Origin of the sequence: Rhabdaerophilum sp. SD176 (genome assembly GCF_030143245.1) — a bacterium.
Classification (GTDB): domain Bacteria; phylum Pseudomonadota; class Alphaproteobacteria; order Rhizobiales; family Beijerinckiaceae; genus Rhabdaerophilum.
Map to the genome: position 1 here is coordinate 574930 of NZ_JARJNS010000002.1, position 13601 is coordinate 588530.

Annotated in this window: 11 protein-coding genes; all 11 read left to right on the forward strand. The window is 65.7% G+C overall.

What is annotated here, in order from left to right:
• Window positions 1-17 precede the first annotated feature (17 nt).
• The 11 genes from mraY to lpxC all read left to right on the forward strand — a co-directional run bounded on the left by mraY (window position 18) and on the right by lpxC (window position 13580).
• A complete protein-coding gene (mraY, locus tag P0652_RS06545) occupies window positions 18-1100 on the forward strand; it encodes a phospho-N-acetylmuramoyl-pentapeptide-transferase (RefSeq protein WP_284177960.1) in 1083 nt (360 codons plus the stop codon).
• Between the two features lie 10 nt (window positions 1101-1110).
• Window positions 1111-2499: a UDP-N-acetylmuramoyl-L-alanine--D-glutamate ligase gene (murD, locus tag P0652_RS06550; protein ID WP_284177961.1), complete on the forward strand. Its 1389-nt coding sequence runs from the start codon at window positions 1111-1113 to the stop codon at window positions 2497-2499.
• Window positions 2500-2583: 84 nt separating this feature from the next.
• Entirely contained in the window at window positions 2584-3759 is a 1176-nt protein-coding gene (locus P0652_RS06555) for an FtsW/RodA/SpoVE family cell cycle protein (RefSeq protein ID WP_284177962.1), read from the forward strand.
• A gap of 3 nt (window positions 3760-3762) precedes the next feature.
• Window positions 3763-4857 carry an undecaprenyldiphospho-muramoylpentapeptide beta-N-acetylglucosaminyltransferase gene (murG, locus tag P0652_RS06560; protein ID WP_284177963.1) on the forward strand — a complete coding sequence of 365 codons (1095 nt, stop codon included), beginning with the start codon at window positions 3763-3765 and terminating at the stop codon, window positions 4855-4857.
• 87 nt (window positions 4858-4944) lie between these two features.
• Complete coding sequence (murC, locus tag P0652_RS06565; protein WP_284177964.1) at window positions 4945-6351, forward strand: UDP-N-acetylmuramate--L-alanine ligase; 1407 nt, start codon at window positions 4945-4947, stop codon at window positions 6349-6351.
• 3 nt (window positions 6352-6354) lie between these two features.
• On the forward strand, window positions 6355-7311 hold the full coding sequence (gene murB, locus P0652_RS06570) for a UDP-N-acetylmuramate dehydrogenase (RefSeq protein WP_284177965.1): 957 nt from the start codon (window positions 6355-6357) through the stop codon (window positions 7309-7311).
• 35 nt (window positions 7312-7346) lie between these two features.
• On the forward strand, window positions 7347-8273 hold the full coding sequence (locus P0652_RS06575; protein WP_284177966.1) for a D-alanine--D-alanine ligase: 927 nt from the start codon (window positions 7347-7349) through the stop codon (window positions 8271-8273).
• Window positions 8240-9160, forward strand: a complete 921-nt coding sequence (locus tag P0652_RS06580) for a cell division protein FtsQ/DivIB (protein WP_284177967.1) — start codon at window positions 8240-8242, stop codon at window positions 9158-9160. Before P0652_RS06575 ends, P0652_RS06580 begins: the two co-directional genes overlap by 34 nt.
• On the forward strand, window positions 9160-10482 hold the full coding sequence (ftsA, locus tag P0652_RS06585; RefSeq protein WP_284178029.1) for a cell division protein FtsA: 1323 nt from the start codon (window positions 9160-9162) through the stop codon (window positions 10480-10482). Before P0652_RS06580 ends, ftsA begins: the two co-directional genes overlap by 1 nt.
• A 101-nt stretch (window positions 10483-10583) precedes the next feature.
• Complete coding sequence (ftsZ, locus tag P0652_RS06590; RefSeq protein ID WP_284177968.1) at window positions 10584-12356, forward strand: cell division protein FtsZ; 1773 nt, start codon at window positions 10584-10586, stop codon at window positions 12354-12356.
• A gap of 291 nt (window positions 12357-12647) precedes the next feature.
• Window positions 12648-13580 (forward strand): UDP-3-O-acyl-N-acetylglucosamine deacetylase, encoded by a 933-nt coding sequence (gene lpxC / locus P0652_RS06595; protein WP_284177969.1) that lies wholly within the window; start codon window positions 12648-12650, stop codon window positions 13578-13580.
• The last annotated feature ends 21 nt before the right edge of the window (window positions 13581-13601 follow it).

Below are 13601 nucleotides of genomic sequence, written 5' to 3' on the forward strand. Positions count from 1 at the left end.
AGCGGGGATTTTTCGACATGTTCTACTGGCTGTCCGATTTCGCCAGCGTCTTCGGCCCCCTCAACCTGTTCCGCTACATCACGCTCCGGGCCGGCGCGGCGACGATGACATCGCTGTTTTTCGTGCTGATGTTCGGGCCTATGATCATCAACCTTCTCCGCGTGAAGCAGGGCAAGGGCCAGCCAATCCGCGAGGACGGGCCTGAATCGCACCTGCTCAAGCGTGGCACGCCGACCATGGGCGGGCTGATGATCCTGTCGGGGATCGTCGTCTCCACGCTGCTCTGGGCCAATCTCGGCAATTCCTTCGTCTGGACCGTGCTGGCCGTGACGCTGGGCTTCGGAATTATCGGCTTCTACGACGACTATCTCAAGGTCACGAAGCAATCACACAAGGGGTTCTCCTCGAAGGCGCGGCTGGCCCTGGAAGCGCTGATCGCCCTGACGGCCTGCTACATCATCTCGCGCAGTTTTCCGCCCAACCTCGCGAATGCCGTGGCCATCCCGGTTTTCAAGGACACGCTGATCCAGCTCGGCATGTTTTTCTTCGTCTTCGGTGCCTTCGTGATGGTCGCGGCGGGCAACGCCGTGAACCTGACCGACGGGCTCGACGGCCTCGCCATCGTCCCGGTGATGATCGCCGCGGGAACGTTCGGCGTGATCGCCTATCTCTCCGGCAATGCAATTTTCGCGAATTACCTCCAGATCCACGCCATTCCCGGCACGGGGGAACTCGCTGTCATCCTCGGCGCGGTGATCGGGGCCGGCCTCGGCTTCCTGTGGTTCAACGCGCCGCCGGCACAGGTCTTCATGGGCGATACCGGCAGCCTCGCGCTGGGCGGCCTGCTGGGCACGGTGGCTGTGGCGACCAAGCACGAGATCGTCTTCGCCATTGTCGGCGGGCTTTTTGTGCTCGAAGCGGCGAGTGTGATCATCCAGGTCGCCTCGTTCAAGCTGACCGGCAAGCGTGTCTTCCGCATGGCGCCGATCCACCATCATTACGAGAAGAAGGGCTGGAAAGAACCGCAGGTCGTGATCCGCTTCTGGATCATCGCGGTCATCCTCGCCCTGATCGGGCTTGCCACGCTGAAACTGCGCTGAGGGACAGACAATGACACCCGTCGAGAGCTTCCGGTCGAAGGCTGTGGCACTGTTCGGGCTGGGGGGCTCCGGCCTCGCCACGGCTCTCGCCCTCGCGGAAGGCGGCGCCCGCGTGATCGTCTGGGATGATTCTCCCGCGGCCATCGCAAAGGCCGAATCGAAGGGCCTCCAGGCCGCGGACCTCCGCCTGGCGGACTGGTCGGCCTTCTCGGCGCTTGTTCTGTCTCCCGGCGTGCCGCTGACGCATCCCGAGCCGCATTGGAGCGTGAAACTCGCGCAGAAGGCCGGCATCGAGGTGATCGGCGATGTCGAGCTTTATTGCCGCGAGCGCCTGCGGCTGGCTCCGGACGCGCCCTTCATCGCCATTACCGGTACGAACGGCAAATCCACCACGACGGCGCTGATCGCGCATCTGCTGCGCCATGCCGGCAAGGATGTGGCGCTTGGGGGCAATATCGGCACGCCGATCCTCGACCTGCCGCCACCCTCGCTCACGCGCTATCATGTGATCGAGATGTCGTCCTACCAGATCGACCTCACGCCCTCGCTCCAGCCCAGCGTCGGCGTGCTGCTCAATATCACGCCCGACCATATCGACCGGCATGGCACGATGGAGCACTATGCCAGCGTGAAGGAGCGCCTCGTCAAGGCGGCAGACAAGGTGGTGATCGGCGTCGATGACCCTTTCACCGAAGCGGCCGCGGTCCGGCTCGACCATACCGGCAAGCCGATTGTCCGCATCTCGCTGCAGGAGACGCTCGGTGCGGGCATCCATGTCCGCGGGCGCGAGATCTTCGCCTGGCGTGGCCATGGCCGGAAGCTGGCCGATCTCACCGGCATTCCCGCGTTGCGTGGCGACCATAATGCCCAGAATGCAGCGGCTGCATTGGCCACCTGCCTCGCGCTTGGCATCGACGAGCGCGTCTTGCAGGCGGGGCTGTCCAGTTTTCCCGGCCTCGCGCACCGGATGGAGCCGGTCGGCCGGGCGGGCAAGGCCTGGCTTGTCAATGATTCGAAGGCCACCAATGCCGATTCCACCGAAAAGGCCCTGCTTTCCTTCGAGGAGGGGTTGTTCTGGATTGCCGGCGGCAAGGCCAAGGAGGGCGGGATCACCAGCCTTGCCCCGCTTTTCCCGCGCGTCGCGAAGGCTTACCTGATCGGCGCGGCCGAGGCCGAGTTCGCCGCCACGCTCGAGGGCAGGGTGCCCTACCAGCGTTGCGGCACGCTGGAGACGGCTGTCGCGGCTGCTGCTGCCGATGCCAATGCGTCGAAATTCAGCGATCCGGTAATCCTTCTTTCACCTTCTTGCGCCTCCTTTGATCAGTATCCGAATTTCGAGGTCAGGGGCGATCACTTCCGCAATCTGGCCCGCCAGCTGGCAGGATTTTCGGAGAGCTGACGGATCCGGCCCGGCCGGCTCCGCCCGGAAGCAGGAACCGGCATCGATCCCTCCGGAGGATCGATGCACGGCAAGTGAGGTCGGATGGTCACGCGCGCGGAACGCACAACTTTTGGCGAGTGGTGGTGGACGATCGACCGCTGGCTGCTGTTCTCGTTCGTCGCCTTGATGGTCTCAGGCTTCCTTTTCGGCCTCGCCGCGTATCCGCCGGTGGCCAACAAGCTCGGCCTGCCGACCTTCCATTTCGTGAACCGCCAGGCGGCCTTCCTGCTGATGGCCGGGGCCATCATGGTCGGGACATCGTTCCTCAATCCGCGGCAGGTGCGGCGGCTGGCGCTCCTGCTGTTCCTGGCCGGTCTGGGCATGGTGATCCTGACGTTGTTCTACGGTGCCGAGGTGAAGGGCGCCCGGCGCTGGCTCAACCTGCCCGGCTTCTCGCTGCAGCCTTCCGAAATTCTGAAGCCCGCCTTCGTGGTCATGGCCGCCTGGGCCTTTTCCGAACGGCAGAGCCGGCAGGACATGCCCTCGCTCACCATCGCCATGCTCATCCTGCCGCTGGCCGTCGTTCCGTTGATCCGCCAGCCGGATCTCGGCCAGACGATCCTGATCAGTGCGGTCTGGTGCGGGCTGTTCTTTCTCGCCGGGCTGCATATCCTCTGGGTGATCGGCCTCGCCGGGCTGGGCGTCAGCGGGCTGTTCCTCGCCTATCGCTTCCTGCCGCATGTGACGGACCGCATCGACCGCTTCCTCAACAAGGGCAACGGCGATACGTTCCAGACCGATATGGCGCTGGAGAGCTTTCTTTCCGGCGGCTGGTTCGGGCGCGGCCCGGGCGAAGGCACGGTGAAGCGCAGCCTGCCGGACAGCCATACCGATTTCCTGTTCTCGGTGATCGGCGAGGAATTCGGTGCCATCACCTGCATCCTCGTCGTGCTGGTCTTCGGCTTCATTGTGGTGCGGGGGATGATGCGCGCCCGCGCCAATGCCGATCCCTTCTGCCGGATGGCCGGCGCCGGGCTGGTCATGCTGTTCGGGCTGCAGAGCTTCATCAACATGGCCGTGAACCTGAACCTCGTGCCGCCCAAGGGCATGACCTTGCCCTTCCTGTCCTATGGCGGCTCGTCGCTGCTGTCGGTCGCGCTCACCAGTGGCTTCCTGCTCGCCCTGACGCGCAAGCGGCCGAAATCCGCCTTGACCGACCGGATGCCGGCCCACCAGGCGGTACCGCGCGGCGCCATGCCCCAGCCTGCCGGAGGATAGCCCATGGCCGAAGCATCCCGCCTGATCCTGCTGGCTGCCGGGGGAACCGGCGGCCATCTCTTTCCGGCCGAAGCGTTGGCCGAGGTGCTGGTCAACCGCGGCCACAAGGTGGCTTTGGTCACGGATACGCGGGTCGATGCCTGGGTGGAGCGCTTCCCTGGTGATGTGCACACCATCACCACCGGCACGGTGACCGGCGCAGGCCTGAAATCGAAGCTGCGTGGCCTCTGGCGGCTGTTCCAGGGCGTAATGCAGGCCCGGAAGCTGATCCGGACGCTCGATCCTGCCATCGTGGTCGGGTTCGGGGGTTACCCGACGGTTCCGCCCATCCTTGCCGCAAGGAGCGCCGGCCTTCCGACGCTGATCCATGAAGCCAATGCGGTGATGGGCCGGGCGAACCGGTTCCTTGCGCCACGGGTGATGCGGATCGCCACCGGGCTGGAACTGAAGGATAGCCTCTTCCCGGACAAGACGGTGGTGACCGGGAACCCGGTCCGGAAGCCGGTCCTCCATGCCAAGGAGATCGACTACCCCGCCCTGAAGCCGGGCGGCGTGGTGCGGCTGCTGGTTTTCGGCGGCAGCCAGGGCGCCCGGGTGATGAGTGATGTCGTGCCGAATGCGCTGCAGAACCTGCCGGAGGAGGTGCGCAAGCGTTTCCACGTCACCCAGCAGGCGCGCGACGAGGATGTGTTCCGTGTTGCGAAAATGTACGAAAAGCTGGGTGTCGCGCATCAGGTGGAGCATTTCTTCGATGACCTGCCAAAGCGCATGGCCGAGAGTCATCTCGTTATCGCGCGGGCCGGTGCGTCCACGGTGTCCGAACTGGGTGTGATCGGCCGCCCCTCCATTCTCGTGCCGCTGCCCGGTGCGCTGGACCAGGACCAGGCTGCGAATGGCGCGATGCTGGCCAATGCGGGCGCCGCGATCGTCATCCTTCAGCCGGCTTTCACCCCGGTTTCGCTGGCCGATCTGCTTGACCGGCTGGCCGATGATCCGGACCGGCTGCAGCGCATGGCGCTGGCGGCGCGCAGCACCGGCGTTTCCGATGCCGCCTCGCGACTGGCGAGCGAGGTGCTTTCCATTGCCCGCAAGGGCTGATAGGCGAAACGCGTTTTCCCGGCCCCGACTCGTTTCCCGGGGCCTCTTCGCCGCGCGTTCCGTGCGGCCCATCCGGAAGTGACGTCGATGAAGATTCCGCGCGAGACAGGCCCCATCCATTTCATCGGGATCGGGGGGATCGGCATGTCCGGCATTGCCGAGGTGCTCGCCAATCTCGGCTATACGGTGCAAGGCTCGGATGCGTCCGACAATGCCAATGTGAAGCGCCTGCGCGAGAAGGGAATCACCTGCTTCGTCGGACACAAGGCCGAGAATATCGGCGAGGCGGGCGTGATCGTCGTTTCCACCGCGATCCGGCGTGACAATCCCGAGCTCGTGGCCGCGCGGGAGGCCCGCATTCCGGTTGTCCGGCGGGCCGAGATGCTGGCCGAGCTGATGCGGCTCAAGACCTGCGTCGCCATTGCCGGCACGCATGGCAAGACCACGACAACCAGCCTTGTCGCCACGCTGCTCGACAAGGGCGGGCTCGACCCCACCGTCATCAACGGCGGCATCATCAATGCCTATGGCACCAATGCCCGGCTCGGCGGTGGCGACTGGATGGTGGTCGAGGCGGACGAGAGCGACGGCACCTTCCTCAAGCTGCCGGCCGATGTGGCGATCATCACCAATATCGATCCCGAGCATCTCGATCATTTCGGAACGTTCGATGCGATCAAGAAGGCCTTCCGCAGCCTGGTCGACAATCTCCCCTTCTATGGCTTTGCCGTGATGTGCATCGACCATCCGACCGTGCAGGAACTGGTCGGCCAGATCGAGGATCGCCGCGTCATCACCTATGGCGAGAACCCGCAGGCCGATGTGCGGCTGAAGGATGTCAACCTCGAGGGCGGGGTCTGCCGCTTCGACGTGGTGATCCGCGACCGCAAGAGTGGCCGCGTGACGGAATTGCCGCGCATGGTCCTGCCGATGCCGGGCCATCACAACGCGCTCAATGCCACCGCGGCGATTGCCGTGGCGTTCGAACTCGGCGTGCCGGTCGACCTGATCCGCGAGGGGCTGGCCGGATTCGGCGGTGTGAAGCGGCGCTTCACCCGGACGGGCGAATGGAACGGGGTGACGATCTTCGATGATTACGGCCATCACCCGGTCGAGATCGCGGCGGTTCTGCGCGCGGCCCGTGCCTCCACCAAGGGGCAGGTCATCGCGGTGGTGCAGCCGCATCGCTACACCCGCCTACATTCGCTTTTCGCGGAATTCTCCACCTGCTTCAACGATGCCGATACGGTGATCGTCGCCGATACCTATGCGGCCGGCGAGGCGCCGATCCCCGGTGCGGACCGGGAAGGGCTCGTCGCAGGGATCAAGGCGCATGGGCACCGCCATGTCCTGCCGCTCGAGGGCCCGGACAGGCTGGCGCGCCATGTGGCCACAGTCGCCCGGCCGGGTGATTACGTGATCTGCCTCGGCGCCGGGAACATCACGCAATGGGCTTATGCGCTGCCGGCGGAACTGGCGGCGCTGAAAGGGTAGGGGATGGCCTTTCCGGACATCACGCCCGAACTGAAGGCGCTCATGCCGGACCTGAGGGGTCGGCTGCTGGCGAACGAGCCGCTGGCGCCCTTCACCTGGCTGCGGGTGGGCGGACCGGCGCAGGTCCTGTTCACGCCGGCGGATGTCGAGGATCTCGCCTATTTCCTCGCCCGGCTGCCGGCTGAAATCCCGCTGATGCCGCTGGGCCTCGCCTCGAACATGATCATCCGCGATGGCGGTGTACCGGGCGTGGTGATCCGCTTCTCGCCGCGCAGCTTCGGCCGGATCGCGGTGGAGCCCGGACATCGCATCCGCACCGGCGCCTTCGCGACCGACCGGAAGGTGGCGCAGGAAGCGGCGGAGGCCGGAATCGGCGGGCTGGAATTCCTCTATGGCATTCCCGGCTCGATTGGTGGCGCGTTGCGCATGAATGCCGGCACGCGGTCGAACACCAATCCCGAGATCGAGGGCGAGACAGCGGAACGGTTCGTCGAGGCAAAGGCGGTGACGCGGGCTGGCGAGATCATCACGCTCGACCGCGCCGCGATGGGCTTCGTCTATCGCGGCTGCGGCGTGGCGCCGGACACGATTTTTGTCGAGGCCTTGCTGGAAGGATTTCCGCGGGCACCGGAATCGATCCACGCCGTCAACGCCCGTGTGCAGGAACATCGCGAGCGCGACCAGGAAACGAAAGTGCGGACGGCCGGTTCCACCTTCAAGAACCCGCCCGGGCATTCAGCCTGGCGGCTGGTGCGGGACGCGGGCGGACTCGACCTGCGATTCGGGCAGGCGGAAATGTCGCGCAAGCACGCAAATTTCCTGATCGCCCATGATGGTGCGACAGCTGCGGATATCGAGGCCCTCGGCGAGGAGATCCGCCGCCGCGTGAAGGCGGGGCAGGGCATCGATCTCGAATGGGAAGTGAAACGGGTCGGCATCAGCCTGCCCAGCCAAGCGTAAGCGTTGGCCGCCGACGGGGCGGCGAGGAGACAGACATGGCCAAGCATATTGCGGTTCTGATGGGCGGCTGGGCCGCCGAGCGGCCGGTCAGCCTCAAATCCGGCGCGGCCTGCGCCGAGGCCCTGCGTCAGCGCGGCTTCAGGGTGAGCGAGGTCGATGTCGGGCGGGATCTTGCGCAGGTGCTGACAGAGCTCGGACCGGATTGTGCGTTCAACGCCCTGCACGGCCCGTTCGGCGAGGATGGTACCGTGCAAGGGCTGCTCGAGATCATGGGGCTGCCCTATACCCATTCGGGCGTGCTCGCCTCCAGCCTGGCCATGCGGAAGGACCGGGCCAAGACCGTGATGGCCGCTGCCGGCGTTCCCGTCGCGGCCGGGCTCACCGTGTCGCGATTCGAACTGGCCAAGCGCCATGTCATGGAACCACCGTTTGTCGCCAAGCCGGTGGCGAACGGCTCCTCCTTCGGTGTTTTTATTGTGAAGGAGGGACGCACCCATCCGTTGCAGGAACTCGGCAGCGCGGATTGGCCCTTGGGCGATGAAATGCTGGTCGAACCGTTCATTCCCGGCCGGGAGCTGACCTGCGGCGTCATCGGATACCGCGATGGCGCCCAGGCGCTGGACGTGATCGAGATCCAGCCGACCGCTGGCCCGTTCTATGACTTCGATGCAAAGTATGCTGCGGGCGGGTCAATTCACGTCCTGCCGGCAAATCTTAAACCAAATATTTACCAGCGCGTCCAAGAAATGGCTGTAAGGGCGCATGAGGCGCTCGGCTGTCGTGGTGTCTCGCGTGCTGACTTCCGGTACGACGACGATACCGACACGCTGGTCTGCCTGGAGGTGAATACACAACCTGGCATGACGGAGACCTCACTCGTGCCCGAACTCGCGGCCCATAAGGGCCTCAGCTTCGGCGAGCTCGTGGAATGGATGGTGGAGGATTCCTCGGTCGATCGTTAAAGGCCCGGTTCGGCGCTTACGCCGAGGCCGTTGCCCTTTGGCGTGCCGAGCGTGCCGCGAACCGGCGGGCGCAATCGCGCCTGCGGATTCCGCGCGGCATCGGCTCGAGCGCTGCGATCGCCTTCATTCTTGCCAGTGCCGGAACCGGCTTCGTCATGGGCGGCCATTATGACCGGATGATCGCCGAGCAAGGCTCGATCGCGGACATGCTGGCGCGGGCCTTCGGTTTTGGTGTCCGCCATATCGTGCTGAGCGGTCATGCCGAACTCACCCAGGACGAGGTGATCCATCTTTCCGGGCTCCAGGGCCATCAATCGCTCCCCTTCCTCGATCCCACGGCCATGCAGGACCGTCTGCAATCCGTGCCGCTGATCGCCGAGGCGATGGTCACAAAACTTTATCCCGACCGGCTCCTGATCACGGTCCGCGAGCGCGTGCCTTTCGCCATCTGGCAGCAGGATGGCCAGGTCCGTGTGATTGCCGAGGATGGCACCGCGATCGAGGATCTCAGCGATCCGCGCTTCCTCCGCCTGCCGCATGTGGTGGGTCCGGATGCCAATCTCCGCGCCCGTGAATTCGTGGCCCTGCTGGACCATGTTCCCGAACTGCGCGACCAGATCCGCGCGGGCATCCTTGTCTCGAAACGCCGCTGGACCATCAAGCTGCAGAACGGAATTGACGTGCTGCTGCCCGAAATCGACGCGGACAAGGCGCTCAAAACCTTTGCCCGGCTGGAGAAGCAGCATGGCCTGACGAGGAAGGCCGCACTGGTGATCGACCTTCGTTTGCCGGACCGGATCGCCCTGCGGCTCACCGAGGAAGCGGCTTCGCAATTCGGCGAGACCATCCAGCAGAAGATCAAGAAATGGGGAGGTCGCGCATCATGATGCGGGGTTCCTCCACCATGATTCCGCGCATCCGGCCGGTTCCGCCGAACAAGTCCGCCATCCTTTCGGCGCTGGATGTCGGCACTTCCAAGGTTGTCTGCCTGATCGCGCGGCTCGATCCGATCGAGGGGTCGGACGTGCTGTCCGGGCGCACGCATCGCATGCGCATCCTCGGCATTGGCCATCAGCGCTCGCGCGGGATCAAGGGCGGCACCGTGATCGATCTCGGCGAGGCCGAGAAGGCGATCCGGCTGGCGGTCGATTCCGCCGAACGCATGGCCGGGGTGCAGGTTACCAGCGCGCTGGTCAACATTTCCGGCGGCCGGATCGGCTCGCAGCATTTCGCTGGCCGCGTCACCCTTAACCGCCGCAATGTCGAGCAGGGCGATATCACACGGGTCATCGAGGTCGCCTCCAGCCATGCACAGGATGCAGGCCGCTCGATCCTGCATGCGCTGCCGGTCGGCTATTCGCTCGACGGGGGCGGTGGCATCCAGGAGCCGAAGGGCATGGTGGGCGAGGCGCTCGGCGTCGATCTCCATATCGCTTCCTGTGATCCGCTCGCGGCCCATAACCTGATGCTGGCGGTCGAACGCGGCCATCTCGCGGTCGAGGCCCTCGTGGCAACGCCCTATGCCTCGGCCCTCTCCACGCTCTGCGATGACGAAGCCGAACTCGGCGCGGTGGTGGTGGATATCGGTGGCGGCACCACGTCGATCGCGGTGTTCCATCAGGGGCACCTGATGCATTGCGACGCGATCGCGCTCGGCGGCAATTACATCACGCTCGACATCGCGCGCGGACTCTCCATGCGCCTCGAGGACGCCGAGAAGATCAAGAACCGCTATGCGTCCTGCATCGAGACCGAGGCTGACAGCCGCGACATCCTCTCGATCCGGCAGGTCGGCGAGGATGACCGCGACCATACCCATTCCCTGCCGCTCGGCCAGCTCACCCGCGTGGTGAAGCCGCGGGCGGAGGAAATCGTCGAATTCGTCCGCGAGCGGCTCGAGAAGAACGGTTACCGCATCGCCAAGGGCCAGCATGTGCTGCTGACCGGCGGCACGGCGCAACTCGGCGGCCTGCCGGATCTCGCCAAGCGTGTCTTCGGCACGCCGGTGCGTCTTGCACGGCCGATCGGGGTCCAGGGCCTGCCGGAAGCGGCAAAGAGCCCGGCCTTCGCCAGCGCGGTCGGGCTGCTCGTCTACCCGCAGGTGGCGGGCAAGGAATATTTCGAAGCAGGGCGGCGCAGCGCCCTGCCGATGACCGGAACGGGCGGCTACATCGCCCGCGTCGGACAGTGGCTGAGAGACAGTTTCTAACCGTCCAGCCGGGTTCGCGTGGCGGCGCGACCACCTGGCAGGACATGTGACACGCAATCGCTCCAACCCGGCGGGCGGGCCGGATCCAGAAGAGGCAAACCATGACCATTACCATCAAGGCGCCGGATATCCGGGAACTGAAGCCGAGGATCACCGTCTTCGGCGTGGGCGGTGCAGGCGGCAACGCGGTCAACAACATGATCCGCTGCGGCCTTGTCGGCGTCGATTTCGTGGTGGCCAACACGGATGCGCAGGCCCTCCTGCTCTCCAATGCGGAGCGCCGGATCCAGATGGGCATCCAGGTGACCGAAGGCCTCGGGGCCGGCTCTCAGCCGGAGGTTGGCCGCTCGGCGGCCGAAGAGGTGATCGACGAGATCCGTGACCAGCTGGCCCATGTCCACATGGCCTTCATCACGGCCGGAATGGGTGGCGGCACCGGCACCGGAGCGGCGCCGGTCATTGCCCGGGTGGCCCGCGAGATGGGCATCCTGACGGTCGGCGTGGTCACGAAGCCGTTCCATTTCGAAGGCCAGCGCCGCATGCGCGTCGCCGAAGCCGGGATCTCGGAACTCCAGAAGGCGGTCGACACGCTGATCGTCATCCCGAACCAGAACCTGTTCCGGATCGCCAACGAGAAGACCACTTTCGCCGAGGCCTTCGCCATGGCGGACCAGGTGCTGCTCTCCGGTGTCGCCTCGGTGACCGACCTCATCGTCAAGCCGGGCCTGATCAACCTCGACTTCGCCGATGTCCGCGCCGTGATGCGCGATATGGGCAAGGCGATGATGGGCACGGGTGAAGCCTCGGGCGAGAGCCGCGCGATCATGGCCGCCGAAGCCGCCATCGCCAACCCGCTCCTTGACGAGACCTCGATGAAGGGGGCCCGCGGCCTGCTGATCTCGATCACCGGTGGCCCGGACATGAAGATCTACGAGGTCGACGAGGCCGCCAACCGCATCCGCGAGGAAGTGGATGTGGATGCCAACGTGATCTTCGGCGCCACGCAGGACGAGAGCCTCGACGGCATCATCCGCGTCTCGGTGGTCGCAACCGGCCTTGACCCGGCCATGACCCGCGAGGACAGCCATGAGCCTTCGGGCACGATCGACCAGCGCCTTGCCGCGATGGCAGATCGCCTGCGCGCCCAGATGGCGCAGCGCGTCCAGGCCAGCGCGGCCCAGATGCCCACGACGCCGGCGCCGATCCCGGTCCAGCCGGCCGCGCCCGCGCCGGTTGCCGCCGCTCCGGCCCCGATGCCGGTCCAGATGACGGCTCCTGCCGCGCCGATCCTGCCGCCGCAGCCCGAGCCGGTCGCTGAGTTGCCGGGCCTGCTGGTCGAGGCGACTGCGCCGCGGCCGAACGCCTTCTTTGCCCAGCCGATGGTTGAAGAGCCCCGCGCCCCGGTCGAGGAGCCGCGTGCGTCGCAGCCCTTCATCCCGCCGGCGCCGGACAGGTTGCCGCCGCGCCAGCCGCGCATGCCGTCGATCGACGAGCTGCCGCGCCCGGCCCAGGCCGTGCTGCAGGCCAACCGGCAGGATGCGGTTGCCGCCCCGCCGGCGCCCGAACAGAAGCGCATGACGCTGATGCAACGTCTTGCCGCTGTCGGCCTTGGCGGTCGGCGCGAGGAAGACCCTGCCCCGGCACCGCGTGCCGCCGAGCCGATGCTGGCGCCGGACATGCCGACCCAGCCGAGCGCCACGCACGAGATGTATGCCCGGCGCCCGGCTGCCCCGGCCCCGCAGCCGCCAGCCTATCGCCCGGCGCAGGGACAGCTCGATGCGCAGGGGCGCGTGGCTCCGGCTCCGGCCCAGGCCCGCGCCTTCGAGGACGACCAGCTGGAAATCCCCGCTTTCCTGCGCCGTCAGGCGAAGTGAGGCGGTCGCAACCGCAAGACTTGTCAACAAAGTCTTACAAAAGCCGATCCGCCCGATGATGGCGGATCGGAGGCAGAAAAAAGGAAGACCCCCTGTAAGTCACTGATATAAAACGCGTAACGAGTTCGCTAACCTAATTCCGGTGTGGCGTTGGCGTGTTACAGAGCGTAAGAAACAGTGATTTTGCTTTCGCCCCCCCGCGCTGTAATCCCGTTTTTGTAACGGGTGAGACTCCGGCTTCGGCCGGGCGCGTGTGGCACCGGAGCAAACTCCGGGCATAGGGGATACGACGTGAAACAAACCACTCTGGCCGACCAGGTCGTCATCGAAGGCATCGGTGTTCATCAGGGTCGTCCTGCCCGCGTGGTGCTCCATCCGGCGGAAGCCGGGTCCGGCATCACGTTTCTCCGCACCCAGCTGGCCAATGGTCGCGAGCGCCTCATCGAAGCGCGCTCCCATGCGGTCCGCGATACCCAACTCTGCACCGTGATCGGTGATGATACCGGCGCCACCGTGGCGACGATCGAACATTTGATGGCGGCCCTTGCCGGTCTCGGCATCGATAATGTTCTCGTCGAGGTCGATGGTCCGGAAATGCCGATCCTCGACGGATCGTCCCGTCTCTTCGTCGAGGCGATTGATCAGGTCGGCCTCCGCACGCTCTCCGCGCCGCGCAAGGTCGTGAAGGTTCTCAAGCCGGTCCGGGTCGAGCATGGCCAGTCGGTGGTTGAACTTCTTCCCCGCGCCGAGGGGTTCCGCCTCGATGTCGAGATCGCTTTCGACAGCAAGGTGATCGGCCGCCAGGCCTTCGGGATCGACCTCGATCCAACCGCCTTCCGCCGCGATGTTGCCGCAGCCCGGACCTTCGGTTTCATGCGGGATGTCGAGCGCCTCTGGAAAGCCGGCCTTGCGCTTGGCGCCTCGCTTGAGAATACCATTGCCGTCGGCGAGGATGCCGTCGTCAACCCGGAAGGCCTGCGGTTCCCGAACGAATTCGTCCGGCACAAGCTGCTCGATGCCATCGGCGATCTTTCGCTGGCCGGGTATGCGATCCAGGGCCATTACAAGGCCTTCTGCCCGGGCCACAAGCTCAATGCCATGATCCTTGATGCGCTGTTCGCGGATCGCTCGGCCTATGCGCTGGTTGAAACGCAGCGCCGCCCGGTCCGGTCTGCCGGCGAGCTTCTCCAGCCGGCTGCCGCTTTCGCGCCGGACATCAACTGACCGTCCCGGATATCCGGCAGA

Bases quoted from the DNA above. Each gene is read 5' to 3' on its own strand.
- murD (WP_284177961.1), top strand. From the start codon at position 1,111: ATGACACCCGTCGAGAGCTTCCGGTCGAAGGCTGTGGCACTGTTCGGG.
- murC (WP_284177964.1), top strand. From the start codon at position 4,945: ATGAAGATTCCGCGCGAGACAGGCCCCATCCATTTCATCGGGATCGGG.
- murG (WP_284177963.1), top strand. From the start codon at position 3,763: ATGGCCGAAGCATCCCGCCTGATCCTGCTGGCTGCCGGGGGAACCGGC.
- P0652_RS06555 (WP_284177962.1), top strand. From the start codon at position 2,584: ATGGTCACGCGCGCGGAACGCACAACTTTTGGCGAGTGGTGGTGGACG.
- murB (WP_284177965.1), top strand. From the start codon at position 6,355: ATGGCCTTTCCGGACATCACGCCCGAACTGAAGGCGCTCATGCCGGAC.
- P0652_RS06575 (WP_284177966.1), top strand. From the start codon at position 7,347: ATGGCCAAGCATATTGCGGTTCTGATGGGCGGCTGGGCCGCCGAGCGG.
- ftsA (WP_284178029.1), top strand. From the start codon at position 9,160: ATGCGGGGTTCCTCCACCATGATTCCGCGCATCCGGCCGGTTCCGCCG.
- ftsZ (WP_284177968.1), top strand. From the start codon at position 10,584: ATGACCATTACCATCAAGGCGCCGGATATCCGGGAACTGAAGCCGAGG.
- mraY (WP_284177960.1), top strand. From the start codon at position 18: ATGTTCTACTGGCTGTCCGATTTCGCCAGCGTCTTCGGCCCCCTCAAC.
- P0652_RS06580 (WP_284177967.1), top strand. From the start codon at position 8,240: ATGGATGGTGGAGGATTCCTCGGTCGATCGTTAAAGGCCCGGTTCGGC.